The sequence below is a fragment of the Autumnicola patrickiae genome (genome assembly GCF_031846525.1).
In the GTDB taxonomy this organism is placed as follows: domain Bacteria; phylum Bacteroidota; class Bacteroidia; order Flavobacteriales; family Flavobacteriaceae; genus Autumnicola; species Autumnicola patrickiae.
This window is the reverse complement of sequence record NZ_JAVRHM010000013.1, coordinates 69,059-95,770: the sequence shown is the minus strand read 5'-3', so window position 1 is coordinate 95,770 and position 26,712 is coordinate 69,059. Positions and strand designations below refer to the sequence as shown.

The 26,712-nt window shown below is 38.4% G+C and carries 20 protein-coding genes; 16 read left to right on the top strand and 4 right to left on the bottom strand.

Annotated elements, in window-relative coordinates; all coding sequences use genetic code 11:
• The first annotated feature begins 38 nt into the window (after positions 1–38).
• The 9 genes from RM549_RS12160 (at position 39) to RM549_RS12120 (ending at position 12,642) form a co-directional block, all read left to right on the top strand.
• Positions 39–2,450, top strand: a complete 2,412-nt coding sequence (locus RM549_RS12160) for a beta-L-arabinofuranosidase domain-containing protein (protein ID WP_311685208.1) — start codon at positions 39–41, stop codon at positions 2,448–2,450.
• A gap of 21 nt (positions 2,451–2,471) precedes the next feature.
• Complete coding sequence (locus RM549_RS12155) at positions 2,472–3,461, top strand: glycoside hydrolase family 43 protein (RefSeq protein WP_311685206.1); 990 nt, start codon at positions 2,472–2,474, stop codon at positions 3,459–3,461.
• A gap of 12 nt (positions 3,462–3,473) precedes the next feature.
• Positions 3,474–4,466 carry an arabinan endo-1,5-alpha-L-arabinosidase gene (locus RM549_RS12150; RefSeq protein ID WP_311685204.1) on the top strand — a complete coding sequence of 331 codons (993 nt, stop codon included), beginning with the start codon at positions 3,474–3,476 and terminating at the stop codon, positions 4,464–4,466.
• Positions 4,467–4,530: 64 nt separating this feature from the next.
• On the top strand, positions 4,531–5,634 hold the full coding sequence (locus RM549_RS12145; protein ID WP_311685202.1) for a glycoside hydrolase family 43 protein: 1,104 nt from the start codon (positions 4,531–4,533) through the stop codon (positions 5,632–5,634).
• Positions 5,635–5,876: 242 nt separating this feature from the next.
• Positions 5,877–7,562 carry a ribulokinase gene (locus RM549_RS12140; RefSeq protein WP_311685197.1) on the top strand — a complete coding sequence of 562 codons (1,686 nt, stop codon included), beginning with the start codon at positions 5,877–5,879 and terminating at the stop codon, positions 7,560–7,562.
• Between the two features lie 2 nt (positions 7,563–7,564).
• Complete coding sequence (locus tag RM549_RS12135; protein ID WP_311685195.1) at positions 7,565–8,269, top strand: L-ribulose-5-phosphate 4-epimerase; 705 nt, start codon at positions 7,565–7,567, stop codon at positions 8,267–8,269.
• A 26-nt stretch (positions 8,270–8,295) separates the two neighbouring features.
• Positions 8,296–9,801, top strand: a complete 1,506-nt coding sequence (gene araA, locus RM549_RS12130) for an L-arabinose isomerase (RefSeq protein ID WP_311685193.1) — start codon at positions 8,296–8,298, stop codon at positions 9,799–9,801.
• A gap of 21 nt (positions 9,802–9,822) precedes the next feature.
• Positions 9,823–11,007, top strand: a complete 1,185-nt coding sequence (locus RM549_RS12125) for an aldose epimerase family protein (protein WP_311685191.1) — start codon at positions 9,823–9,825, stop codon at positions 11,005–11,007.
• A 3-nt stretch (positions 11,008–11,010) separates the two neighbouring features.
• Positions 11,011–12,642, top strand: a complete 1,632-nt coding sequence (locus RM549_RS12120; protein WP_311685186.1) for a sodium:solute symporter — start codon at positions 11,011–11,013, stop codon at positions 12,640–12,642.
• 722 nt (positions 12,643–13,364) lie between these two features.
• Here RM549_RS12120 and RM549_RS12115 read toward each other — a convergent pair.
• A complete protein-coding gene (locus RM549_RS12115; protein WP_311685180.1) occupies positions 13,365–14,318 on the bottom strand; it encodes a transporter in 954 nt (317 codons plus the stop codon).
• A 109-nt stretch (positions 14,319–14,427) separates the two neighbouring features.
• Here RM549_RS12115 and RM549_RS12110 point away from each other — a divergent pair, with 109 nt between their 5' ends.
• From RM549_RS12110 to RM549_RS12095, 4 genes are all read left to right on the top strand, one after another.
• Positions 14,428–14,700: a DUF4834 family protein gene (locus RM549_RS12110; RefSeq protein WP_311685178.1), complete on the top strand. Its 273-nt coding sequence runs from the start codon at positions 14,428–14,430 to the stop codon at positions 14,698–14,700.
• A gap of 136 nt (positions 14,701–14,836) precedes the next feature.
• A complete protein-coding gene (locus RM549_RS12105; protein ID WP_311685176.1) occupies positions 14,837–17,263 on the top strand; it encodes a YfhO family protein in 2,427 nt (808 codons plus the stop codon).
• Positions 17,264–17,266: 3 nt separating this feature from the next.
• Positions 17,267–18,553 (top strand): glycosyltransferase family 4 protein, encoded by a 1,287-nt coding sequence (locus tag RM549_RS12100; RefSeq protein WP_311685174.1) that lies wholly within the window; start codon positions 17,267–17,269, stop codon positions 18,551–18,553.
• Positions 18,554–18,556: 3 nt separating this feature from the next.
• On the top strand, positions 18,557–20,011 hold the full coding sequence (locus RM549_RS12095; RefSeq protein ID WP_311685172.1) for an oligosaccharide flippase family protein: 1,455 nt from the start codon (positions 18,557–18,559) through the stop codon (positions 20,009–20,011).
• A gap of 87 nt (positions 20,012–20,098) precedes the next feature.
• Here RM549_RS12095 and RM549_RS12090 read toward each other — a convergent pair whose 3' ends face one another.
• Positions 20,099–21,259: a hypothetical protein gene (locus RM549_RS12090; RefSeq protein ID WP_311685170.1), complete on the bottom strand. Its 1,161-nt coding sequence runs from the start codon at positions 21,257–21,259 to the stop codon at positions 20,099–20,101.
• Positions 21,260–21,423: 164 nt separating this feature from the next.
• A complete protein-coding gene (uvrA, locus tag RM549_RS12085) occupies positions 21,424–24,210 on the bottom strand; it encodes an excinuclease ABC subunit UvrA (RefSeq protein WP_311685168.1) in 2,787 nt (928 codons plus the stop codon).
• A gap of 232 nt (positions 24,211–24,442) precedes the next feature.
• On the opposite strand from uvrA, the gene RM549_RS12080 reads away from it, so the two are divergent.
• Positions 24,443–25,027: an RNA polymerase sigma factor gene (locus RM549_RS12080; protein WP_311685166.1), complete on the top strand. Its 585-nt coding sequence runs from the start codon at positions 24,443–24,445 to the stop codon at positions 25,025–25,027.
• Between the two features lie 59 nt (positions 25,028–25,086).
• A complete protein-coding gene (locus tag RM549_RS12075) occupies positions 25,087–25,239 on the top strand; it encodes a hypothetical protein (RefSeq protein ID WP_311685164.1) in 153 nt (50 codons plus the stop codon).
• Positions 25,240–25,316: 77 nt separating this feature from the next.
• Here the strand turns inward: RM549_RS12075 and RM549_RS12070 are convergent, their stop codons facing one another.
• Positions 25,317–25,973 carry an endonuclease III domain-containing protein gene (locus RM549_RS12070; RefSeq protein ID WP_311685162.1) on the bottom strand — a complete coding sequence of 219 codons (657 nt, stop codon included), beginning with the start codon at positions 25,971–25,973 and terminating at the stop codon, positions 25,317–25,319.
• 30 nt (positions 25,974–26,003) lie between these two features.
• Between RM549_RS12070 and bcp the strand changes: the two genes are divergently transcribed.
• On the top strand, positions 26,004–26,453 hold the full coding sequence (bcp, locus tag RM549_RS12065; RefSeq protein ID WP_311685160.1) for a thioredoxin-dependent thiol peroxidase: 450 nt from the start codon (positions 26,004–26,006) through the stop codon (positions 26,451–26,453).
• Positions 26,454–26,712 lie beyond the last annotated feature (259 nt).

Genomic DNA, 26,712 nt, shown 5'->3' with positions numbered 1-26,712 from the left:
CAGCATGAAGGGATTATTTTAAACGCAAATTGCGTGAAATGAGATTTAAAAATTTGTTAGTTGTGAAAACCGGGGTCAGAAAATTTTATTTTCTGGCACTGGGTTTTCTTTTTATTTTTTTCACATTCCAGGTTAAAGCTCAAGCTCCTCAAAAAATTAAATTTTTTGAGTTAGAGGATGTTCAGTTAAATGAGGGTGCCTTTAAGAATGCACAGGATGTAGATTTGCAATATATCATGGATTTAGATCCCGACAGGTTGCTGTTTCCATTCTTGCGTGAAGCAGGACTCACTCCAAAGGCCGAAAGTTATCCTAATTGGGAGAATACTGGGTTGGACGGACATATTGGTGGACATTATTTAACAGCACTTTCTCTTATGTATGCTTCTACCGGAAATCAGGAAGTACTGGATAGATTAAATTACATGCTCAAGGAATTAAAACGAGCACAGGATTCCTATGGAAATGGTTATATAGGAGGTGTGCCAGAGAGCAGGGAATTATGGCAGGAAATTGAATCGGGAAATTTAAATCCCGGCAGTTTCAGTTTAAATGACAGATGGGTTCCTCTTTACAATATTCATAAAACTTATGCCGGACTTAGGGATGCATATCTGCTGGCAGATAGCGAATTGGCTAAAGAAATGCTGATAAATTATTCAGACTGGATGATCAACATTACAAAGAATCTTACCGATGAACAGGTACAGTCTCTATTAATTTCAGAACATGGAGGGTTAAACGAAGTTTTTGCAGATGTAGCAGAAATTACCGGCGATAAGAAATATCTTGATCTTGCCTATAATTTTTCTCACCAGGAAATTCTTGATCCTTTAAAAAAGCATAAAGATGAACTAAACGGAATGCATGCTAATACACAAATTCCTAAAGTGGTAGGTTTTCAAGCGATAGCAGCATTGTCTGGTGATGAGGAATATCATGAAGCCGCAAAGTATTTTTGGGAAAATGTAGTGAATCAACGCACGGTAGCCATTGGAGGCAATAGTGTACGTGAGCATTTTCATCCCACAACAGATTTTTCTTCGATGATTAACAGTGTTCAGGGACCTGAAACCTGCAATACCTATAATATGCTCAAATTGAGCAAGCAACTTTTTCAGGCAGAAGGTCAGGAAAAGTATTTGGATTATTACGAAGAAGGGCTCTACAACCACATTCTTTCTTCTCAAAACCCGGACAAAGGCGGATTCGTATATTTTACCCCGATGCGGCCAGGTCATTATCGTGTTTATTCGCAGCCGGAAACCAGTTTCTGGTGCTGTGTGGGATCTGGTATTGAGAATCATGCCAAATACAATGAGCTTATTTATGCACATTCCGAAGACGATCTTTATGTAAACCTATTTATTCCTTCTATTTTGAATTGGAAAGAAAAAGGTTTCTCACTTACTCAGGAAACAAATTTCCCCGAAGAAGAATCCACATCATTTTTGGTAAAGACTGAAAATCCGCAGGATATGAACCTTAAGTTAAGATATCCACAATGGATTGCTCCTGGTGAGTTTAAGGTAGAGGTAAACGGAAAACCGGTAAAGGTCAATTCAGAGCCGGGAAGTTATGTTTCTATCAACAGGAAATGGAAAGATGGTGACAGATTAGATGTACAATTGCCTATGCACCTCACTTCTGAAAGATTACCTGATGGATCAGATTATAAGGCATTAAAATATGGTCCTATTGTATTGGCAGCTAAAATTGGAAAAGACAGCTTACCAGGTCTTTTTGCAGATGCCAGCAGGGGTGGACATATTGCAGCGGGAGAGATGATTCCGCAAACGGAAATGCCTTATTTCCTTTCAGATAAAACTGAAAATATAGAAAAACTGGTAAAACAGGTAGAGGGCAAAAAATTAACATTTTCGGCATCAGAAGTGCTATATCCTTCAGAATTTAAAGATCTTGAATTCATTCCTTTTTATAAGTTGCACGAATCGCGGTACGTGCTTTATCTTCCTTTAGAAACTACTGAAGGTATTCAGAAAATAAAAAAGGAACTTAAAGAAAAAGAGAAAGAAGAAAAGATGCTGGCAGCAATAACCATAGATATGGTTACTCCCGGGGAACAACAGCCCGAGGCAGACCATTTTATTGAAAGCGAGAACTCTAATATTGGTGTTCATCGCGATCGTCACTGGAGGGATGCCAATGGCTGGTTTAGTTATCGTCTTGTGGACAAGGAGAAGCAGGCACGCAAGCTGAGAATAACATTTTTTGGAGGAGACAGCGATAGAAACTTCAAAATTATAATTAATGATAAAGTAATTGCGGAAGAGAGCTTTAACGGATTAGAAGGAAACCGCTTTTATGAAAAAGATTATACGCTTCCTGCTGGACTTGTAAAAAACAGCAATGGAGTATTAAATGTAAAATTTGAAGCACTCCCCGGTTCCCGTACTGCCGGAATTTATGGAGTAAGATTAATAAAATAAGAACGAAAAATAACAAATAGAATGAGATCTAAGATTAAAAATATATCTGCTGGTGCAGTGTTATTCTCTTGCGCAACATTAATTGCTCAGGAAGATAAAAGAGGAGATTCTGAGATAGAAGTATCCTTTAATAACCCTATTATAACAGAGAAATTTACGGCAGATCCTGCTGCGCTTGTGCATGATGAGACTGTATATCTTTACGCTGGGCATGATGAGGCTCCAGATGATTTTAATTTCTATAGAATGAATGAGTGGCTGGTTTATTCCAGTACAGATATGGTCAACTGGAAAGAACATCCGGTTCCTTTAAAGCCTACAGATTTCGATTGGGCGAAAGGCGATGCATGGGCAGCTGAAGTGATCGAAAAAGACGGAAAATTTTACTGGTACGTGACAGTAGAGCATGATGACACCCACCCTGGTAAAGCGATAGGTGTTGCTGTTGCCGATACCCCTGTTGGGCCTTTCAAGGATGCCCTTGGGGAAGCACTTATCACCAATGACATGACAACCGAATACACAGATATAACCTGGGACGACATTGATCCTACAGTTTACATTGATGATGACGGGCAGGCCTATTTGTATTGGGGAAATACCGCCATGTATTGGGCAAAATTAAAAGATAATATGATAGAACTGGATGGTGAAATTCACCATGTAGAATTACCAAACTTCGTGGAAGCTCCTTATATTCATAAAAAAGGTGACTGGTACTATTTATCATATGCTTTTGGTTTTCCTGAAAAAACAGCATACGCAATGAGTAAATCTGTTACCGGGCCATGGGAGTACCAGGGTATTTTAAATGAAGTTGCAGGAAATACCAATACCAATCACCAGGCAATACTGGAGTTTCAGGGAAAAGATTATTTTATCTACCACACCGGAGCAATTCAGTCAAATGGAGGAAGCTTCAGAAGAGCGGTGTCTATTGACCGTCTTTACTACAATGAAGATGGAACATTAAAACGAGTACAAATGACTTCTGAAGGTATTCAGAAATAAAACCTTTATAATATGAAATTAAATGTAAGATTCCTTATGATTCTCGCCTTTGCCGCGGGTATTTTTTCTTCAGAAGCACAGGATATAAGAGTTCATGATCCGGTAGTTGCTAAAGAAGGTGACACGTATTACTTGTATAACACCGGCCGCGGAATTGGGGTTTATAGTTCTAAAGATCTTAAAAACTGGAAGCGTGAACCTGCTGTTTTTGAAGAAAAACCAGAATGGACAGACAGCGTTGTGCCTGATTTTAAAAATCATATATGGGCTCCGGATATTACCTTGCACGATGGCACTTACTATATATATTATTCAGTTTCGGCCTTTGGAAAGAACACTTCAGCAATGGGCGTAGCGACAAATACTACTTTAAATCCTGAAGACGAGAATTACGAGTGGGTAGACCACGGGATTGTGGTGCAGTCGGTTCCAAATCGTGATATGTGGAATGCCATAGATCCTAATCTCGTTTTTGATGATGAAGGTACTCCGTGGTTAGCTTTTGGCTCCTTTTGGGATGGACTTAAAATGGTTAAAATGAATGAAAATCTTAAGGAGGTTGCACAGCCTCAGGAATGGCATACTATTTCAAGAAGAGAGCGATCCTTTGAATTACCAGATGCGGATGCCGGGGATGCTGCTTTAGAAGCTCCTTTCATTTTCAAGAAAAATGGTTACTACTACCAATTTCTTTCCTGGGATCTTTGTTGCCGTGGAGACAGAAGTACATATAAAGTTGTTGTGGGAAGATCAAAAGATGTTACCGGCCCTTACGTAGACAGAGAAGGAAAACCTTTAACCGAAGGTGGTGGAACTTTAATAATTGAAGGAAATGAAAATTGGTATGGTGCGGGCCATAACAGTACTTATACTTTTGATGGCAAAGATTATATTTTCTTCCATGCTTATGATGCTAATGACAATGGAGCTGCTAAACTTAAAGTAGCCGAATTAGAATGGGATGAGGAGCAATGGCCATCGCTCAAAAATGATGTTCTAAAATAATTGAATAAATCCATCAATCAGCTAAATGCTTTTGAAAAACTAAATTAAAATCAAACAAACTCATATGAAGACAAAATCATTAATAAACCTAATGCTTATAGCTTTTTCTTTGATGGGATGTGCTAATTTATCGCAATTAGAAGCGCAAGATCATACGGGGAATGTTAAAGCTACCCATGAGTCAAATGATCCTATTGTGCTGCAACGAGCAGATCCATTTGTTTACAGGCATACAGACGGTTACTACTATTTTACAGGTTCTGTTCCAACATACGATGCCATTGAAATAAGACGGGCAAAAACCATTGAGGGGTTGCAAAATGCAGAGCCTTTTACAGTTTGGGAAAAGCACGAAAGTGGACCGATGAGTCGTCACATTTGGGCACCGGAAATTCATTATTTAGATGGAAAATGGTATGTGTATTTTGCAGCGAGTGAAGAAGACGATATATGGGCGTTGAGACCTTATGTGTTGGAACTTGATGGCCAGGATCCATTAAAGGATGAATGGGTGGAGCTTGGAATGATGCAGGCAGCAGATAATGACCCCAAAAGCTTTACCGATTTTTCTTTAGACGGAACTGTCTTTGAACACAATGGAAAGCGCTATTTCAGTTGGGCAGAAAAAACCGGGGGACAATTCGCAGCTTCTAATTTATACTTAGCTGAAATGGAGTCACCTATTAAATTAAAAACAGCTCAGTTTATGCTCACCACGCCAGATTACGATTGGGAACGTGTTGATTTTTGGGTGAATGAAGGACCTGCGGTGATTAAAAACAATGGCAAAATCTTTATCACGTTTTCAGCAAGTGCCACCGGAGCTTCTTATGCTATGGGAATGATGGAAGCCGAGGAAGATGCTGATTTATTGGATAGAAATTCCTGGAAAAAGTCAAGATATCCGGTTTTAAAAACCAATGAAGAAAAAGGGCTTTATGGTCCGGGACATAATTCCTTTACCATCGACGAAAATGGAGATCCATTAATGATTTATCATGCGAGAGATTACGAAAAGGCAGTTGGAGATCCAAAAATGGTACCTGCAACAGATAAAAGATCGTTAGAAGAAATTAAGGCAGATCCTTTATACGATCCTAATCGTCATGCAAGAATGATGGAGGTTGAATTTGATGACAACGGAAGACCGGTTTTTGAATTTTATTAATGATTTTTAAGAATGGCAGCGATGTTAGCATTGGAAAAACCTAAATTTTTTACACTTCAGAGAACTTCATTCCTGAAAAAAATTAAAGTATTCAGAGGCATAGCAATAGTGAAATTAGCTGCTTATACTGTGAACAGTTTTAAAAATGAAAACGCATTAAGGAAATCTTAAAATTAATAAGTGTTTCTATAACACTTATTAATTTTAATTTTTATATTTGTTTTGAAGATAAAAAAAATACAATGAGTACATATGTAATAGGATTGGATTACGGAACAGATTCGGTGAGGGCGGTTTTGCTTGATACAAAGAACGGAGATGAGCTCGCATCGTCTGTCTACTGGTATCCAAGATGGAAAGAAAGACAATTTTGTGATGCATCCAGCAATCGTTTTCGGCAACATCCTTTAGATCATATTGAAGGCTTGGAAGAAACCATTAAAGGTGTAATTGCCAAAAGTAAAGTAAACGGAGGGGATGTAAAAGGTATTTGTATAGATACAACAGGATCTTCACCAGTTCCTGTATCTAAAGATGGAACACCTTTGGCTTTGCAGGAAGGATTTAAGGATAACCCAAACGCAATGATGGTCTTATGGAAAGATCATACAGCAATTGAGGAGGCCAATGAAATTAATGAACTTGCTGAAAACTGGGGAGGTGAAAATTATACCAAGTATGAAGGAGGAATTTATTCTTCAGAATGGTTTTGGGCGAAGATAGCGCATATAATTCGGGAGGACGAAAATGTGAAAAATTCGGCATATACCTGGATGGAACATTGCGATTTAATGACTTATCATATTATCGATAATCAGGATCTGGAAGGCTTTAAAAGAAGTCGTTGTGCTGCGGGACATAAGGCGATGTGGCACGAAAGCTGGGGAGGCCTTCCTTCCGAAGATTTTCTGAACAGACTGGACCCTTATCTTGGTGAATTACGCGGTAGGTTATATAATGAAACATACACTTCAGACGAGGTTGCAGGAAACCTGAGCAAGGAATGGGCAGATAAATTAGGGTTAACTACAGATTGTGTGGTTGCCGTAGGAACATTTGATGCACATTCTGGTGCAGTAGGTGCAAAAATAGATGAACATACTCTTGTAAGGGTTATGGGAACTTCTACCTGCGATATTATTGTATCCTCCAAAGAAGTAATTGCAGATAAAACAGTACGCGGGATTTGCGGACAGGTAGACGGTTCGGTTATTCCGGGCTTTATCGGTTTGGAAGCTGGACAATCGGCTTTTGGTGATTTATTAGCCTGGCTTAAGGATGTACTTTCATGGCCGGTAGATAATCTTGTTTTAAATTCTGAAATACTTTCTTCGGAACAAAAAGAAAATCTGAAAGCGGAAATTGAGAAGAATTTCATTAGAAAACTTTCAGAACAGGCTGAAGAAATAGAACTATCAGAAAGCATTCCAATAGCGTTGGACTGGATTAATGGTCGTAGGACACCCGATGCCAATCAGGAGCTGAAAAGTGCCATTTCTAACCTGTCACTTGGAACAAGAGCCCCACATATTTTTAAAGCACTTGTTAACGCAATTTGTTTTGGATCAAAAGAAATAGTTGATAGATTTGAGCAGGAAGGTGTTAGGATTGATAGCGTAATAGGAATTGGAGGGGTTGCAAGAAAATCACCGTTTATTATGCAAACTTTAGCAAACGTACTTAAAAAGCCAATTAAGGTTGCGAAGTCTGACGAAGCTCCGGCATTGGGAGCAGCGATATATGCTTCTGTAGCTGCAGGAATTTTTCCGAATGTCATTGAGGCCAGCAAAACTTTAGGTAGCGATTTTGAAGCAGAATATCATCCTGAAGATGCAAAAATTTCTAAATACGAAAACTTAATGAAAGCTTATCAGGATTTAAGTTCTTTTGTAGACAGTAAAACAGATAGAAAATCTCTTAACAATTAATTATGAGCTCCAGCTTTAAGGAATTAAAAAAAGAATGTTACGAGGCAAATATGCAGCTTAATGCGTTGGATCTTGTAATTTATACTTTTGGTAACGTGAGTGCTGTAGACAGGAAAGAAGCAGTTTTTGCTATTAAACCCAGCGGCGTTCCCTATGAAGATTTAAAACCTGAAGATATTGTTATTATGGATTTTGATAACAATGTTATTGAGGGGGAAATGCGACCTTCTTCAGATACCAAAACCCACGCTTATTTATACAAGAACTGGGAAGAAATTGGTGGTGTTGCACACACACATGCTACTTATTCTGTAGCCTGGGCACAGTCGCAAAAAGACATTCCAATTTTTGGAACCACCCATGCAGATCATCTTACTGCCGATATTCCCTGTGCACCGCCAATGCGTGACGATTTAATTGCAGGAAATTATGAATACAACACCGGGATCCAGATCCTGGATTGTTTTAGGGATAAAGGCCTTTCTTATAAGGAAGTACAAATGGTACTTCTTGGAAATCATGGACCCTTTACATGGGGAAAAGATGCAGCAAAAGCTGTTTATAACAGCAAAGTTCTTGAAGAAGTAGCAAGAATGGCATATCTCACCCTTCAGATAAATCCTGAAGCGCCACGATTAAAAGATTCACTAATTAAAAAACATTACGAACGTAAGCACGGCAAAGATGCCTATTACGGTCAGAAATAATAATCCAACCACTTATATAAATACAAATGATAGATATTGATCATAAAGAAATCTGGTTCGTAACAGGTAGCCAGCACCTGTATGGGGAAGAAACTCTTAATCAGGTTACAAAAAATTCAAAGGAAATTGTAGAAGGTCTAAATGGATCTTCTCAAATTCCGTTAAAAATTGTTCATAAGGATACTGTAAAAACACCAGCAGAAATTACAGATTTATGTCTTCAGGCGAATACCAATAAAAACTGTATTGGTATTGTTACCTGGATGCACACTTTTTCACCTGCAAAAATGTGGATTAGCGGATTAAATATTCTTAAGAAGCCAATCTGTCATTTGCACACACAGTTTAATGCTGAAATTCCATGGAATGAAATTGATATGGATTTCATGAATTTAAACCAGTCGGCTCACGGTGACAGGGAATTCGGTTTTATAATGAGCAGAATGCGCAAAAAGCGTAAAGTAATTGTGGGCCATTGGAAATCAGATCGTGTTCAGAAAAAATTAGGAATCTGGACAAGAGTGGTACTTGGCTGGGACGAATTACAACACCTTAAAGTCGCCAGAATTGGTGATAATATGCGTGAAGTGGCAGTTACAGAAGGTGATAAAGTGGAAGCACAAATCCGTTTTGGAATGTCTGTTAACGGTTATGATTCTTCAGAAGTAGTGGAGCATATCGAGAAAGTTTCTGACGATAAAGTGAACGCTCTTTTAAAGGAATACGAATCTTCTTATAATTTAACTGAAGCATTAAAAGAAGGAGGAGCTCAAAGAAGTTCTCTTGAGGATGCTGCCAGGATAGAATTGGGTTTACGTTCATTTTTAGATGAAGGTGGATTTAAAGCTTTTACAGATACTTTTGAAAATCTTGGAAAGCTTAAGCAACTACCGGGAATTGCCGTACAACGACTTATGGCAGATGGCTATGGGTTTGGAGCTGAAGGTGACTGGAAAACAGCTGCTTTATTAAGAGCGATGAAAGTAATGGCTGTAGGATTAGAGCCAGGTACATCTTTTATGGAAGACTATACCTACCACTTTACACCCGAGAAATCTTACGTTTTAGGTTCACATATGCTGGAAATTTGTCCATCTATTGCAGACGGAAAACCAACCTGTGATATTCATCCTTTAGGAATTGGAGGTAAAGAAGATCCTGTAAGACTTGTATTTGATTCCCCGCAAGGCCCGGCACTTAATGCATCCTTAATAGATATGGGGAATAGATTCAGGCTGTTAGTAAACGAAGTTGAAGCAGTTAAACCCCAGGAATTGCCAAATTTACCTGTAGCCCGTGTACTTTGGGATGCCAAGCCAGATCTTGAGGTTGCAGCTACTGCATGGATTTTAGCCGGAGGTGCACACCATACTGTTTATACTCAGGCTTTAACTACTGAATATTTAGAAGATTTTGCCGATATTGCCGGAATTGAACTGCTGGTAATAGACGACAAAACAGCGGTGAGAGATTTTAAAGATAAAATTAATGCCAATGAAGCTTATTATCATTTGTTTCAGCATGGCTTGTAACTCTTAACACCAACTACTATAATGAAAAACATGAGAAGAAGTCTCTTTGGTTTTGCTCTTTTAAGCTTTGCTTTATTATTTGTGCAATGTAAAAACGAAAACAAAGAGGAAAACAACCAGGCAGAAGAAACTGCCGAAAACCAGAAAGTTGTGATAGAAAAATCTGAATTTGGAACAACCGCGGAAGGGGAGCAGGTCGAAATGTATACCCTTACCAACGCCGGCGGAATGGAAGTTAAAGTTATTTCCTATGGTGGTAGAATTACCAGCCTTAAAGCACCAGATAAAGAGGGTGAATATGAAGACGTGGTTCTAGGGTTTGATTCGCTTGAGGAATATACAAAAGACAATCCGTTTTTTGGTGCTCTTATAGGTCGCTACGGAAACAGGATTGCCGAAGGAAAATTTTCTCTGGACGGTGAAGAATATGAACTTGCTCAAAATGATGGTGAAAATCACTTACATGGGGGTGAGAAAGGATTCGATAAAGTAATCTGGGATATTACTCCCGAAGAAGGAGAAAACTCTTCTTCCTTAGTGCTTACTTATACTAGTGAGGATATGGAAGAAGGATATCCCGGTAAACTTGAAACCACAGTAACCTATACTCTATTTGATGACAACTCTTTTGATGTAAAGTATGAAGCTACGACAGACAAGAAAACAATTATCAACCTTACGCAACACGCTTATTTTAATCTTTCCGGGGATTTTAGTGAGACTATTCTGGATCATATAGTAGAAATTAATGCCGATAAATTTTTGCCGGTAACCGAAAATCTTATTCCTACAGGGGAGTTAAAAGAAGTTGAAGGTACTCCATTTGATTTTCGCGAGCCAAAAGAAGTTGCTGAAGGAATTAATGCAGATAATGAGCAAATTCAGAGAGCCGGTGGTTATGATCACAACTGGGTTTTAAACGAACAGGATAGCGGAATGAGAATGGCAGCTTCAGCGTATGAGCCGGAAAGCGGAAGATTTCTTGAAGTATATACTGATGAACCCGGAATGCAGTTTTATTCTGGAAACTTCCTTGATGGTACTTTACCTGCACAAGGAGGTGGTAATTATGAGAAAAGAACGGGATTCTGTTTTGAAACCCAACATTACCCCGATACTCCAAATCAGGAAGGTTTTCCTTCTGTAGTACTTGAACCAGGAGAAACGTATACATCCAATACGAGTTTTAAATTTTCAGTAAAATAAATTATGCAGACTTTAGATACTTTTGACTGGATCGCTATAGGTCTATACTTTCTGGTACTTGCAGGTATTGCGGTATGGGTAATACGTAAAAAGCAGGAAAATACGGCAGATTATTTTCTTGCAGGACGAAATGTGGGATGGTTCGTAGTTGGAGCTTCTATTTTTGCTTCCAATATTGGATCGGAACACGTTGTGGGGCTGGCGGGTGCTGGTGCCGGAAATAAGCTTCCGATGCTTATTTACGAAATTCAGGCGTGGGTAGTACTGATCCTTGGTTGGGTCTTCCTTCCTTTTTATGCCAGGAGCGGAGTATTTACCATGCCGGAATTCCTTGAGAAACGTTTTGATGCACGTTCACGTTGGGTACTTTCTGTATTCTCTATTATCGCTTATGTACTTACCAAAATTTCGGTTACCATTTATGCCGGTGGGGTAGTGGTTTCCGCTTTACTTGGTATCGATTTCTGGACCGGTGCACTTTCTACAGTAATCTTAACAGGATTATATACCGTACTTGGAGGAATGCGTGCAGTAGTTTATACAGAAACGCTACAGGCTATTATACTTGTGTTTGGTGCAGCAGCACTTACTTTTATTGGTTTAAATGAAGTAGGTGGATGGGCCAGTATGACGGAAACTGTAACTCCAGAATATCTAAACATGTGGCGTTCGGCTTCAGATCCCGAATTTCCGTGGCCTTCACTGTTAATTACAAGTACGATTGTAGGAATCTGGTACTGGTGTACAGATCAGTATATTGTACAGCGTGCTCTTACCGCAAGGAACATTAAAGAAGGGAGAAGAGGTACTATTTTTGGTGCACTGTTAAAATTACTTCCTGTATTCCTATTCCTTATTCCAGGTATCATAGCATTAACGCTTAAAATGAGAGGAGAATTACATTGGGACAGTCCAGATGAGGCCTTCCCTGTATTGATGAGTAACCTCCTGCCTTCAGGTTTACGTGGATTGGTTGCTGCGGGACTTTTAGCGGCTCTAATGAGTTCACTGGCTTCAGTATTTAATTCATGTTCCACTTTATTTACTGTGGATATTTATAAGAAATTAAGACCAAATACTCCTGAAAAGAAACTTGTAAGGACTGGGCAAATTGCCACGGTATTTATTGTAATTGTTGGTATTATCTGGATCCCAATTATGGCTAATATTTCGGGGGTATTGTATGAGTATTTACAGAAAGTTCAGTCGTATATAGCACCTCCAATTACAGCGGTTTTCCTACTCGGAATCTTTTATAAGCGTATAAATGCACAAGGAGCATTTATAACCCTGATAGTAGGTTTTATCGTAGGTGCATCGAGAATTGTGCTGGAACTTATGAAGGAATCACTGGATCCTGATGGATTCCTGTTTTTGTTGGGAGATATAAACTTCCTTACTTTTGCAGCCTGGTTCTTCCTATTCTGTGTGATACTAATCACAGTAGTTAGTTTAGCGACCAGTATACCTTCAAGAGAAAAAATCTTTAATCTTACTTTCCAGACTATTTCTCCTGAAGAAAAAGCAAATAATAAAAACAGTTACAATTGGGTAGATATAGCCGTATCTATTCTAGTTCTCATTCTTGTGGCTGGAGTAATGCTCTTCTTTAACGGAAAAGAAGGATTTTTCTAGAACCGAAGCTGTTTTAAAGTTTCAAAAAATAAATTCCTTTTCAGAAGCTCATTTTGTGAGTAACTGAAAAGGAATTTTTTTATCAGCTGTTGTCTTGCTTTGGTTGTCAGCTTATAAAAGTCTCAGGTTTAATGTTTCAGAAAAAAGATACTCCCTCAAAATGGCAATTATCGACCTGTAGAAATGTTGTGGGTTATCTGTTGCCTGTTTCAGTTCAAAAATTTTCAGGTTTTCTGTTTCAGAAAAGGAACGTCTTCAAAATGTTTTCGTGGTTCTGGTTTTTTCTCTATTCTTATTCTTTCAGCGAAGCGGTTTCTTGCTTCAGAAGAATGAGAAGCTTTTAAAATGGCAATTATCGACCTTTAGAATTGTTGTGGGTTGACTGTTGAACCGGTTGGCGATTTTTAATTTCAAAAGGTTTCAGGTTTTCATGTTTCAGAAAAAAGAGAGGCCTCTAAAAATGGCAATTCTTGAACATAAAGTTTCACCACGAATTCACGAATAATCTCTGAGAGTTTCCGCAGAACGTTTCCAGCGATTGTCCTGATTCTTTTCTCCTGGTACTTGGTTCCGTCTAAAGTGAACGATCCAAAATGGTAATTATCGACCTTAAGTTTCACCACAAATTCAGAAATAATCTATGAGAGCTTCCTCAAAGTTCTTTTCAGCGAGTTTCCTGATTCTTGTTTCCTGGTTCTTGTCTCCTGCTTCCTGTTTCTCACTCACTCCTCATCATCAAATTGGAATCCGCTATTTTGACTTCTTTGCTTTCTATTGTCTCTTGCTTCGTCAACAGAATCCCCCAGAATTTCATCATCTTTATGAAAATCCAGCCTGTAAGAAAATCCGCCTGCTATTTGCCATCTTGAGGGTGTGTCCTTAAAGTTAATTAAACCGGAAATGTCCATCTGTAGATTGTCAAACAGTAAATAAGCAGCACCACCTCTCACGATATCATCAGCATAAAGATCGCTGATGTAACCTTGATATTCACCGAAAAGTGCAAATTTAGGGGAGACTGCATGGGTAACTGTTGCTATAGCACCGTAACTCGGGAATTCCTCTGTAAATTTATCTGCTATAAAATTCATTACCAATACCCATCTTCCCCAGTTGTTTTGGGTAATAATTGCGGCTTTAGGGCTTAACTTAGATTCACCAGGATATAGATACGGATTCTCACCAACAGAGAAGTTACCACCTCCGTAAACCGAGATTGCGGGGATTAGCGTTTTCCATTTAAAACGTCTGTTAGCCTTCCAACTATATAAATTGGGTTTATCTTCTTCAGCATTTTTGTAGGGATCGTAAACCAGGTACTTAGCACCAAAAGTGTTTGTCCTGAAGTTCCTTATGTGAGCTTCTTGTTCCCGGTTACCAATACGCACACTGGTTGTTTCATCCTGAAAAGATCCAAAAAGGTTCAACTCGAGATTCTCGGTTAGCAGTCCAATACGTAAGCCATACATTGCACCAAAAACATCGGTCTCCTGACGGTAAAGTGCATGATCATCATTTCCCATATATCCTCCCCCTTCCAGCTGTATTACTCCTTTTCCAACAGCAAAACCTCCCTGTGACTCTCCGGGCCGGTTAGAATTAATGGTTTCGGTATATTGGGCATGGACATTAAAAACTGTACAAATAAAAAGAAAATAGGTGAGGCTTTTGTGCATGGTTACCAGGTTTGGTTCGCTCAAATATAGAGGAAAATTATTATTTTTTTAGGCCCTTAAAAACAGGAATTGTCTACTCATCTTTTTATTTTTGCAGAAATTTCAGGACATGTACGATGCATCATTTTCGGGTATATTAAGGACGATATTAATTATCCTGCTTATATATTTCGGATTGAAAATATTATTTCGCTTTTTGGGTCCTATAATTCTGCGCTATTTTATGAAGAAGATGGGCAAGAAGTTTCAGGATCAATTTAATCAGTATCAAAAACCTACAGCAGAAAAGGAAGGAAAAGTCAGTATCGAAAAAAAGCCGCAAAAGGGCAGGAAATCCAACAAAGATGTTGGTGAGTATATCGATTACGAAGAAATTGATTAATTTCGAACCATTGCTGGTTATACGTTTTTAGAAACATCCCAGTTAATAATAGATGACTGGTTAAAATTATCAAATTTCGACCTTTATTCTGAAGTTGCTAATCTTCAGGATATCTTTTGAAACTAAAATCTGATTGATGGTTAAATTCAAGCGAATCCTCCCTCACCTGTTCGTGCTTGCAGGTTTTATAGTTATTGCCTTAGCTTATTTTAATCCCGTTTTGCAAGGTAAAGTAATTTACCAGAGCGATATAGTTCAATATTTAGGTATGGCAAGGGAGCAAACTGACTTTAGGGAGCAGACTGGCGAGGAACCTTACTGGACAGATGCTGCTTTTGGAGGGATGCCGACATATCAATTAGGTGCCCGTTATCCTCATAATTATATTAAAGATGTGGATTCTGTGCTTCGGTTTTTGCCAAGACCTGCAGATTACCTTTTTATATATTTTATAGGATTTTACATCCTGTTGCTATGCTTAAAGTTGGATTATAAACTGGCCTTTTTAGGAGCGCTGGCTTTCGGGTTTTCTACGTACCTAATTGTCATTCTTGGCATTGGGCATAATGCCAAAGCACATGCTATTGCTTATATGCCTATGGTGTTAGGAGGTATTATTCTTATTTTCCGGAGAAAAAACTGGCTGGGATTTATTCTTCTGGCCTTTGCAATGGCTTTGGAAATTAGTGCTAACCATTTCCAGATGACGTATTATCTACTCTTGCTGGTGATTTGTTTAGGAATTGCTTATTTAGTAGATGCAATTAGAAAAAAAAATCTCCCTCATTATTTTAAATCGCTTGGAATAATGGTAGTAGCAGTTATACTTGCCATTGGAGCCAATGCGACTAACCTGCTGGCTACGCAAGAATATACTGCTTTTAGTACCCGAGGGGATACGGGACTGACGATAAATCCTGATGGATCTGAAAAAACAGCTACAGGATTGGATTTCGATTATATCACCAGTTATAGTTATGGAATAGCAGAGTCTTTTAATCTCTTTATTCCGAGGTTTATGGGAGGATCAAATTCTGAAGATATTGGTAAGGATTCTGAAGTTTATAATGCAATCATGGGATTGGGAGCTTCTCCTGCTCAGGCCGCAGACTTTGCTGAAAATGCACCTACCTATTGGGGAGATCAGCCTTATGTGGGAGCGCCGGCTTATATTGGAGCCAGCGTATTATTTTTGTTTGTTTTTGCTCTTTTCTTAATCCGGGGCCGACTGAAATGGTGGATCGTTGGAGGTAGTTTGTTAGCACTTTTACTTTCCTGGGGTAAGAATCTCGAGTTTTTAACCGAATTTTTTATCAATTATGTTCCGCTGTATAATAAATTTCGTGCGGTCACTTCTATCCAGGTAATTATAGAATTATGTGTACCGGTTTTGGCAATTTTCGGCCTGTACAAACTTTTTAATAAGTTCGACAAAGAAGAGGTTAAAATGGAGGCTCTTAAATGGGCTACAATTATTACCGGTGGCCTAAGCGTTACATTTTTATTAATGAAGTCTGTACTTTTTGATTTTAGTGGAGCGGGAGATTCAATTTTAATTGAACAATTAGGGATAGATTTTGTGCGTGCATTAAAAGAAGACCGCAGAGCTATATTTACTTCAGACACTATAAGATCATTAATATTTGTACTGCTTTCTGCAGCTTTAATCTGGTTTTATCTAAAGGGAAAAATTTCAGAAAAACTTGTGATTGCAGGATTTGCAGTTCTCTTTTTAGTAGACCTGGTAGGCGTGGATCGACGTTATGTAAATAATGAAGATTTTGTGCTGGCAAGAAAAATGGAACGTCCTTTTGAAGCTACACAGGCAGATCTGGAAATTTTGCAGGACGATTCACGTTATCGTGTTTACGATGTTACCGGAAATCCTCTAAGCAGTAGTAGGGCATCTTTTTTTCATAGCTCCATTGGGGGTTATCACGGGGCTAAACCGGGACGGATCCAGGAGCTCTTTGATTTCTATATTGCTGAAAATAATATGGAGATCCTTAATATGCTGAACGTAAAGTATTTTATTGTTCCAACAGAAGAAGGAGTCCAGGCACAACAGAATCCTAATAACTATGGTAACGCATGGTTCGTTGAAGATGTGAAGTGGGTAGGCTCGGCTAATGAAGAGATTGTGGCTTTAAAAGAAGTAGACTTACAACATACGGCTGTAATTAATGAAGATTATAAGGATATTTTGGGCGATAATGTAGGTTTTAATGCCCAGGCTGAAATTGAGCTGGTAAATGAGCAGCCTAATGAGCTGGTTTATAAAACTTCCTCCAACAGCAATCAGCTGGCGGTTTTTTCCGAAAGTTATTATCAGCCCGGCTGGCAAGCTTATATAGATGGAGAAGAAGTGCCCCATGCACAGGCAAATTACGTTTTAAGGGCAATGAATATTCCTGCCGGGGATCACACGGTTACCTTTAGATTTGAGCCTGAAGTTATCAACACCGGAAGCCAGATTACCCTCGCCAGTTCCATAATTTTGGGACTTTGTGTAATAGGCGGAATTTTCTATGGTGTGAGAAGGAAGAAAAAAGAGGAGAGGTAGTGAATGAAGAAAGTACTCATCATTACGTATTATTGGCCTCCCGCAGGTGGTCCCGGGGTACAGCGCTGGCTTAAATTTGTTAAATATCTTGCGGAATTTGATATTGAGCCGGTTGTTTATATTCCGGCAAATCCTACGTATCCTTTAACCGATAAAAGCCTTGCTTCTGAAGTTCCTGAGAACGTACAGGTTGTTCAGAAAGATATTCTTGAACCTTACTCCCTGGCTAAACTTTTCTCCAAAAAAGATACTGAAACCATAAGTTCTGGGATAATTGCTAAGGAAGGAAAACAGAATTTTCTTCAGAAAATGATGCTCTACATCAGGGGGAACTTTTTTATTCCCGATGCACGTAAATTCTGGATTAAACCTTCAGTTAAGTTTCTGAAGAAATTTTTAAAAGAGCAGCAAATCAACACAATTATCACCACCGGACCGCCTCATAGCCTGCACCTGATTGGTCTTCAGCTAAAGAAAGATATTGAAATAAGTTGGTTCGCCGATTTTCGTGATCCGTGGACGCAGATTGGTTATCACGATAAACTGAAACTTTCAAAGGCTTCCGAAAAAAAGCATCTTGCTCTGGAAAAGGAAGTACTAAATGCTGCAGATCAAATCATTACCACCAGTTTTACCACAAAGCAGGAATTTCAGAATAAAACAGCAAAGCCGGTGACAGTAATTACCAACGGTTTTGATGAAAAGCCGACAAAAAATGGTATTCAGCTGGATAAGAAATTTAGTTTTTCGCATATCGGCTCACTTTTATCGGGTAGAAATCCCGAAAATCTCTGGAAATGCCTGGGGGAACTAATTTCTGAAAATAAAAGTTTTGCTGATGATTTTATGCTGAATTTGGTAGGAGCCGTGAGTGAGGAAGTATTGGATTCTATTAAAGCCGCTGGTTTGAAGGACCATTTAACGCTTCAAAAATACGTACCTCATTTTGAAGCAATTAAGCTTCAGCGTAAGAGTCAGGTGCTTCTTTTAATCGAAATCGACAGCCGGGAAACCCAAGGAATAATTCCGGGAAAAGTATTTGAGTATCTTTCAGCAAAGCGGCCGATTCTAGCTTTAGGCCCTGAAAAGTGGGATATTTGCCAAATTTTGGACGAGACTTTGGCCGGTACTTTTTTTCTATATTCAGAAAAAGAAGAACTTAAGCAGCATATTTTAAATTTGTACAGCCAATTTAAAAAAGGTCGACTGGAAGTGAATTCCCGGAACATTGAAAACTACCACCGCAAGACGCTTACCGGCAATTTAGCTAACTTGCTAAAGCAAAATTAGATTATGGGGATTATTATCAACCAGTCTTTTAAAAACCTGGTCACCACTTATTTTGGATTTGGGATTGGCGCTATTAATACCCTGTTTCTCTTTACCTATTTTCTTGAACAGGAGTATTATGGACTCGTTAGTTTCCTGCTTTCGGCGGCTAACCTAATATGGCCATTTTTGGCCTTTGGTGTTAATAGCACACTTATTAAATTTTATACTTCCTATAAAACAACAGAGGAGAAGGACCGGCTTTTTAATCTTGCCTTATTATTGCCGCTGGGAGTAGCTTTAATAATTGGTTTGCTGGGGTTGTTTTCCTACGATCTTCTTCTTCAATATTTCTCTGACGGGAATGAACTTGTACAGCCTTATATCTGGCTGATTTTTGTGATCGCTGTTGCCACGGCTTATTTCGAGATTTTCTTTTCCTGGTCCAAACTTTATTACAAAAGTGTTTTTGGAAATTTTATGAAGGAGGTCTTCCATAGATTCTGTATTAGCCTGCTACTTCTGGGGGTATACTTTGAATGGATAATCGTTTCAGAATTTATTTACGCTATAGCCGGAGTTTTTGTCTTACGATCAATCGCTATGGGTCTGTATGCCTTTGCACTTTACACGCCAAATTTCAGTTTTAAATTTCCGCAGAATTTAGTCCGGGTGCTTAAATATACTTCCCTGATTTTGTTGGCATCTTCCGTGGCAATGGTTTTGCTGGATCTTGATAAGATAATGATTGAATATTATCTGCCAATTGAGAATGTTGCGATCTATGGAATAGGTATTTATATTGCTACGGTGATTTCTGTTCCGCAAAAAGCAATGCACCAGATTACCCATCCAATGACCGCAAATCTACTGAACACAAAGGATAGGGAGGGGCTTAGGGATTTGTATAAGAGGAGCTCTGTAAACTTATTGATTATAAGCGGAATTATTTTTATTCTCATTATTACTAATCTTAACCAGCTTTATGAATTAATTCCTGAAGAATATGAACTAAGTGTGCTGGTGGTTCTCTTAATTTCGCTCGTAAAACTTTACGACAACCTGCTGGGAAACAATAACAGTATTTTATTTAATTCAGATTATTATCGTCTTGTACTGGGGATTGGTGTCTTCCTGGCGGTACTTGCTTTTGTCCTGAATGTTTTTTTTATCCCAAGCTTCGGAATTGAAGGTGCCGCTATGGCGAGTTTTCTGGCATTTTTTATTTACAACAGCACGAAAATTTTCCTGGTAATCAATAAGTTTAAGATTCATCCTTTTACCAATAAAACCTGGCTTATCTTATTATTTATTGGAATTTTATGTGCTGCATTTTATTTTTGGGAATTTCCATTTCATCCGATTATTAATATCGGATTAAAGTCTTTTATCATCTGCATTTGTTACCTATTGGGAGCTTATAAATTTAATTTTTCTTCAGATGTTAATGAGCTTCTACGGAAGTACACAAGCCGCTAATTGCCTGAAACAGAAAACCCCCAGGCGTCTCTCGACAACCGTGGGGGTTTTCCAACTAACCAACCAAAAAATTAAATTATGAACATTTTAATTATTACTTCTCACATTTCGTGCCGAACTTCTTCTTGAAGGCGAAGAATTTGAATTTTCACTTCGAGATCTTATAACAGTACGTTGTGTAGCTGAACTTCTACCTGAATTAGTAGACCTTACAGTTGCACTTCGTTGTACCGGAGCACTTTGTCTAACATTATTTGAACTTCTCGCCGGAGAAGAATTCCTTCTTATCGTCCTTTCTGAAGCTTCAGGTCTTCTTGTATTTGATGTTCTGGCTTCAGATGCTCTGGAATTACTGTTGCTCTCAATTCTGGAAGAAGTACTTCTTGTTTTCCTCATATCTTCAATAGCTCTACTTCGGTTTTCCAGGTTACTACTGGTTCTGCTATTACTTCCTCTATCAGTTGCAGTTGTTCTTTCCCTTGCAGTTGAAGTCCTTCTGTTTTCAGCTATATTATTTTCAGTTCTTGTAGTCGAATTACGAAACTCTTTTCTAACATCACGTTGTTCAGTAACTCTTCGACCTCTGTTGTAGGCAACCACTGTCTGGTTTGGCCTATAGAAGTTCTTAGTATAAGAAGTGTTTCTGTAATTATTACTGTAATAAGTTATATACTGATTATAGCTAACCCTGTGTGGCTGATAATATGCCCTGTAAGGATTCCCGAACACGATACTCATATTAGAATGTGGCCTCGTATAAAATGAATGCCATGGCCTGTGTATGTAATATCTGTTATAGTTGTTTATAAATCCATTATAATGTGAGATTCGGTTAAACCTGTTATAATGAACAATTAAATTACCAACCCGACCAACTTGGCCATGATTATTATAATCGATTAAAACATCCCCTGCCTGAATAATTCTTCCGTAGTAATCGTAAAATACAGGCACAGTCTCAATCTGAATTACGGCACCATAATCATCATACTGGATATAGGGATCATAGTTAAATCCCGCATTATAACTGATATTCGTACTGGGAGTAGAAATATTTACAACATTTGTTCTCCTGAAATCGGGATTATAATAAAAATCGAATTCCCCGTTTGGATACACTGCGAACTCAACCCCTCCTTCAACAAATATAAAAGAGTCGTTATAAGCCCGAGTGGGTGTAACTCCTGCGGAAGCCGAAACCGACCATCCCGCAAACAAAACTGCAATAAGAAGAGTAAAGTTTTTCATGATTCCTTTGTTTTAAGTTAAAGACTTGTGAAGTCTCTATATATAAAACAAAGTACGTGCCAAAGTCTGGTAGTAGAGCGTCTGGTGTTGGGAGGTCAGAATCTATGCGGGTTTATAAGTTTGTTTAAGAAGATTCGTACCTCCGTCTTTGTACTCTAATTTTTTCAGATTTTCTCCTTTAGGTATTTTGCAGTGTAGGAGGTTTTGTTTTTCGCAATCTCTTCGGGAGTTCCTTCAGCAATTAAATGTCCGCCTTTTTCTCCACCTTCGAGTCCGAGATCGATCACATGGTCTGCACATTTTACAAGATCCATATTATGTTCAATAACTACTACCGAATGTCCTTTTTCAATTAGAGCATTAAAGGACTGCAACAATTTCTGAATATCGTGAAAATGTAATCCTGTGGTGGGTTCGTCAAAAATGAAAAGCGCTTTCTCTTTTGTATTTCCTTTTACCAGGAAAGAAGCTAGTTTTATTCGTTGTGCTTCCCCACCAGAAAGGGTAGAGGAGCTTTGCCCCAGCTTTACATAGCCGAGCCCCACATCCTGAAGCGGCTTAAGTTTATTTACTATTTTATCCTGATCTTTTTCACTGAAGAAAGCAGTAGCATCATCAATGGTCATATTCAGGACATCATCGATATTTTTCTCTTCAAACTTTACTTCCAGGACTTCTTTCTTAAATCTTTTTCCGTCGCAGGCTTCGCATTCTAAATGAACATCGGCCATAAACTGCATCTCTATGGTCACTTCGCCTTCTCCTTTACAGGTTTCACAGCGGCCACCATCTACGTTAAATGAAAAATGTTTGGCTTTATAACCTCTTATGGAAGATAATTTCTGATTGGCGAAGAGGTTTCTGATGTCATCGTAAGCCTTAATATAAGTCACCGGATTAGAACGTGAAGACCTTCCAATAGGATTCTGATCTATAAATTCTACAACTCCAAGGTTCTTAAAATCTCCTTTAACTTCAGTAAACTGTCCTGCTTTTTCTCCGTAGCCGCCCAATTCTTTTTGAACAGCTGGATAAAGGATCCTTTTTACAAGTGTACTCTTTCCACTTCCGGAAACGCCCGTAATTGCTGTAAATACTCCCAGCGGGAAAGTGACATCAATATTTTTTAGATTATTTTCCCGGGCACCAATAACAGTAATTTGTTGCTTCGATTTTCTTCTTTTCTTCGGAACAACAATCTGCATTTCTCCGTTGAGATACTTTGCTGTTAAAGAAAAAGATTTTAAAATTTGCTGAAGGTTTCCTGTGGCAACAACTTCGCCACCATGTGTTCCTGCTTCGGGGCCAATGTCGATAATCTCATCTGCGGCATTCATTATATCTTCATCGTGCTCTACAACAATAACCGTATTCCCAATATCGCGAAGGCGCTGTAAAACACCGATAAGCCGCTCTGTATCCCGCGGATGTAAACCAATGGAAGGTTCGTCCAGGATGTACATAGAGCCAACGAGGCTGCTTCCAAGGCTGGTTGCAAGGTTAATTCTTTGGGATTCCCCACCGGATAGAGTATTTGATTTCCTGTTCAGAGTTAAATAATCTAATCCAACATTGGAGAGGAATTGAAGTCGGTTTCTGATTTCTACAAGGAGACGTCGTGCAACCTGTTCGTCATATTCGTTTAATTCCAGATTGTCGAAAAACTGCCTCACCTGCTCAAGCGGTTTTTCAACCAAATCTGTAATATTTAAACCACCTATTTTCACATAATGTGCTTCCGGTCTCAGTCTTTTTCCCTTACAGAGGGAACATCTGGTTTTTCCGCGGTAGCGCGATAACATTACCCGATTCTGAATTTTATACGCCTTACTTTCAAGAAACTGAAAGAACTGGTTAAGTCCTTCGAAATATTGGTTCCCGTCCCAGACCAAAGCTTTTTGCTCTTCAGTTAACTCGAAATATGGTTTATGAATAGGAAAATCAAACTTATGGGAGTTATTTACCAGCTGATCTTTGTACCAGCTCATACTTTCCCCTCTCCAGGGAAAAATTGCATTTTCATAAACAGATAATCCTGTATTTGGAATTACCAGGTCTTCATCGATACCAATTACATCTCCATAACCTTCACATTTTGGACAAGCTCCGTAAGGATTATTAAAACTGAAAAGGTGTACATTGGGCTCCAGGAAAGACATTCCATCCAGTTCAAATTTATTACTGAATTGTCGGAGCTTTTTGTCTGCAAGAGATTCGATATAAAGTTCACCTTTTCCTTCAAAAAAAGCAGTTTGTACAGCATCTGCCAACCGGTTGAAAAAGTCTTCTTCATCTTTGGTAATTATACGATCTACCACTAAAGAGACGTTTTCTGGCTTTACCTTTTTTAATTTGGCTTCATCAATCCTTTTTACATCATCACCAATTTTTATCCGGCTATAGCCCTGTTGTGCAAGAACTTCAATTTTCTTTTCAAGCGATCTTCCTTTTTCAATATGGATAGGAGCGAGGAGGAGTAATTTTTCTCCCTCTTTAAAAGATTTTACATAGTTAGTAACATCGGTAACCGTATCTTTTTTCACTTCATTTCCAGAGACGGGAGAGTAGGTTTTTCCTATTCTTGCAAAGAGCAGTTTCAGGTAATCATAGATTTCAGTAGAAGTTCCAACTGTAGAACGCGGATTGGTGGAATTTACCTTTTGCTCGATGGCTATCGCAGGTGCTATTCCTTTAATATAATCGACCTTTGGTTTATTTAGCCTTCCCAAAAACTGGCGGGCATAAGAAGATAAACTTTCAACATAACGCCGCTGTCCTTCGGCATAGAGTGTATCAAATGCAAGACTGGATTTCCCAGAGCCGGAAAGTCCGGTAATAACAACTAATTTATTCCGTGGAATTACAACATTTATATCTTTAAGATTGTGCAGTTTTGCACCTTTAATAATTATATTCTGTTTGGGGTTTACCTTTGCAACGTCAATATTCATGGTCTCTTTTTCTAAAGTAAGAATGCAAAGGTACTTAATAACGAGCAGTGTAGAAAGCTGCTGAAATCTTATAAGAATGTTAAAGAATTAAACTTTTATTTGTATTTCTCAATAATATGTTCCTATATTTGGCACTGTTCAACAAATATTAAATCTAAGCCTATAGCATACAGTTACTTTTAAAATTAAACCTAACTCCTGGAACTTTTACTCCAGACCAATAGTAACTGTTATGAAGAACGTACAGATAACCGATGCTTATCTCGTAAGAGATTATATGCAGGGCAATGAGCAGGCTCTCTCCCAATTAATCGACCGCCACCAGCACCGGATTTACAGCTTTATTTACTCCAAAGTTTTCGATAAAGATATTGCTGAAGATGTTTTTCAGGATACTTTTATCAAAGTAATCAATACCCTAAAACGCGGAAAATATAATGAAGAAGGGAAATTCCTCCCCTGGGTTATGCGTATTGCACACAATCTTGTAATTGACCATTTCAGAAAAAACAAAAGAATGCCCAAGTTCGACAACAGCGGGGATTTTAATATTTTTTCGGTTTTAAGCGATGGGGATCTTAATGTTGAAAAACAAATTATTAAAGACCAGATCGAAAGTGACGTACAGGAGCTAATCAAAGAACTTCCCGAAGACCAGCTGGAAGTACTTACGCTGCGAATCTATAAAGACATGAGTTTTAAGGAAATTTCTGAACGCACAGGAGTAAGTATAAACACTGCTTTGGGACGTATGCGATATGCTTTAATTAATCTGAGGAAGATAATTGAGAAACGTAACATAATTTTAACAGATTAAGAAACAATTTGCTGGAATCGGCTGCGTTATATTTTTAAACCAACGCAAAAGATTTACAGATGGGGAAACTTTACTTAAAAAACTCTTCGGAAGAAGGAAAATTGAAAAAACTAGCACCTAAAAAAGAGACAATAGCGTTTCTTTTAAATTACTCAAAAGCATTAAGTGTGATAGATGGAAAAATGAGGAAGTACGAATTACTTCTAAATTAGGTAGAACTTAAAAAGACCTGTTTATTAGCCTACAGGTCTTTTTTTTGATTTATAAGATAGGGAGGATTATCGACAGATCATTTTCTTTTTTTCTCATATTCCTGCAAAACACTTTTTCTTCCAATAGTCCTGGTGATTAGATCTTTATCAAGATCCCAACCCCGGGCAGGTGAAAATTGCCTACCGTACCAGATGATCTGAAGGTGCAGTTTATTCCACAGATCTTTAGGAAATAACCGCTTTGCGTCCTTTTCCGTCTGTACCACATTTTTACCATTCGTAAGATTCCAGCGATACATAAGCCGGTGTATATGCGTGTCTACAGGAAACGCAGGGATATTAAAAGCCTGTGACATCACCACACTTGCGGTTTTATGCCCTACTGCGGGGAGCGATTCCAGCGCTTCAAAATCTGCAGGAACTTCTCCGTTATATTTTTCCAAAAGAATTTCAGACAATCCATGGATTCCTTTGGATTTCATTGGGGATAAGCCAACAGGTTTTATAATTTCCCTAATTTCTTCTACGGAAAGCTTCACCATTTTTTTTGGTGTATCGGCAACCTGGAAGAGTAGTGGAGTGATTTGGTTTACTCTCACATCTGTACTTTGCGCTGAAAGTAAAACGGCAATAAGTAAAGTATATGGATCCTTGTGGTCAAGCGGGATGGGAACTTCAGGATAAATATCGTTTAAAGTGCGAATAACGAAGTCTACCTTTTGCTGTTTGTTCATATTGTGTAATTTTAGGTAAAAATAACAATTATGACAACATTAGAAGCAGGCGATAAAGCGCCGGAATTTTCAGTAGAAGATCAGGACGGGAATACAGTAAATTTATCAGATTTTAAAGGAAAGAAATTAGTGCTTTTCTTTTACCCCAAAGCAAGTACTCCGGGATGTACGGCAGAGGCTTGTAACTTAAGGGATAACTGGAAACATTTTGAGAAGAACGGCTATGCTATATTAGGAGTAAGTGGTGATTCTAAAAAGAGGCAGCAGAATTTTAAAAATAAATACGAATTGCCATTTCCATTATTGGCAGATGAAGATAAAGAAGTTATAGAAGCTTACGGAGTCTGGGGTCCAAAGAAATTTATGGGAAAGGAATACGAAGGGATCCATCGTACTACCTTTATAATTGACGAAAATGGGCAAATTGAGGAGGTCATTAAAAAAGTGAAAACAAAGGAGCACGCTGCTCAAATTTTATAGAAATATTTAGTCACTGGTACGCTGATTCTTCGGGGTATTAGTGACTTCTTTTTTATTCTGAAATTTTGAATTTTAATAGAAACAAGAACCAGGAAACAACCGCTTCACTGCAAGAGAGTAGATTTCAAAGTGTTCATTACTAGCTGTTCAGGCCGATAATTGTCATTTTTGACGCGTGATATTTCATATTTTCAATCGAATTTCACATCGAGCGGAGTCGAGAGGCTTATAATTTAAAATAATATAACAGAAGATTACA

Excerpts from the sequence above, each read along its gene's own strand:
- RM549_RS12160 (WP_311685208.1), top strand. The coding sequence starts at position 39 with ATGAGATTTAAAAATTTGTTAGTTGTGAAAACCGGGGTCAGAAAATTT.
- RM549_RS12155 (WP_311685206.1), top strand. The coding sequence starts at position 2,472 with ATGAGATCTAAGATTAAAAATATATCTGCTGGTGCAGTGTTATTCTCT.
- RM549_RS12150 (WP_311685204.1), top strand. The coding sequence starts at position 3,474 with ATGAAATTAAATGTAAGATTCCTTATGATTCTCGCCTTTGCCGCGGGT.
- RM549_RS12145 (WP_311685202.1), top strand. The coding sequence starts at position 4,531 with ATGAAGACAAAATCATTAATAAACCTAATGCTTATAGCTTTTTCTTTG.
- RM549_RS12140 (WP_311685197.1), top strand. The coding sequence starts at position 5,877 with ATGAGTACATATGTAATAGGATTGGATTACGGAACAGATTCGGTGAGG.
- RM549_RS12135 (WP_311685195.1), top strand. The coding sequence starts at position 7,565 with ATGAGCTCCAGCTTTAAGGAATTAAAAAAAGAATGTTACGAGGCAAAT.
- araA (WP_311685193.1), top strand. The coding sequence starts at position 8,296 with ATGATAGATATTGATCATAAAGAAATCTGGTTCGTAACAGGTAGCCAG.
- RM549_RS12125 (WP_311685191.1), top strand. The coding sequence starts at position 9,823 with ATGAAAAACATGAGAAGAAGTCTCTTTGGTTTTGCTCTTTTAAGCTTT.
- RM549_RS12120 (WP_311685186.1), top strand. The coding sequence starts at position 11,011 with ATGCAGACTTTAGATACTTTTGACTGGATCGCTATAGGTCTATACTTT.
- RM549_RS12115 (WP_311685180.1), bottom strand. The coding sequence starts at position 14,318 with ATGCACAAAAGCCTCACCTATTTTCTTTTTATTTGTACAGTTTTTAAT.
- RM549_RS12110 (WP_311685178.1), top strand. The coding sequence starts at position 14,428 with ATGTACGATGCATCATTTTCGGGTATATTAAGGACGATATTAATTATC.
- RM549_RS12105 (WP_311685176.1), top strand. The coding sequence starts at position 14,837 with ATGGTTAAATTCAAGCGAATCCTCCCTCACCTGTTCGTGCTTGCAGGT.
- RM549_RS12100 (WP_311685174.1), top strand. The coding sequence starts at position 17,267 with ATGAAGAAAGTACTCATCATTACGTATTATTGGCCTCCCGCAGGTGGT.
- RM549_RS12095 (WP_311685172.1), top strand. The coding sequence starts at position 18,557 with ATGGGGATTATTATCAACCAGTCTTTTAAAAACCTGGTCACCACTTAT.
- RM549_RS12090 (WP_311685170.1), bottom strand. The coding sequence starts at position 21,259 with ATGAAAAACTTTACTCTTCTTATTGCAGTTTTGTTTGCGGGATGGTCG.
- uvrA (WP_311685168.1), bottom strand. The coding sequence starts at position 24,210 with ATGAATATTGACGTTGCAAAGGTAAACCCCAAACAGAATATAATTATT.
- RM549_RS12080 (WP_311685166.1), top strand. The coding sequence starts at position 24,443 with ATGAAGAACGTACAGATAACCGATGCTTATCTCGTAAGAGATTATATG.
- RM549_RS12075 (WP_311685164.1), top strand. The coding sequence starts at position 25,087 with ATGGGGAAACTTTACTTAAAAAACTCTTCGGAAGAAGGAAAATTGAAA.
- RM549_RS12070 (WP_311685162.1), bottom strand. The coding sequence starts at position 25,973 with ATGAACAAACAGCAAAAGGTAGACTTCGTTATTCGCACTTTAAACGAT.
- bcp (WP_311685160.1), top strand. The coding sequence starts at position 26,004 with ATGACAACATTAGAAGCAGGCGATAAAGCGCCGGAATTTTCAGTAGAA.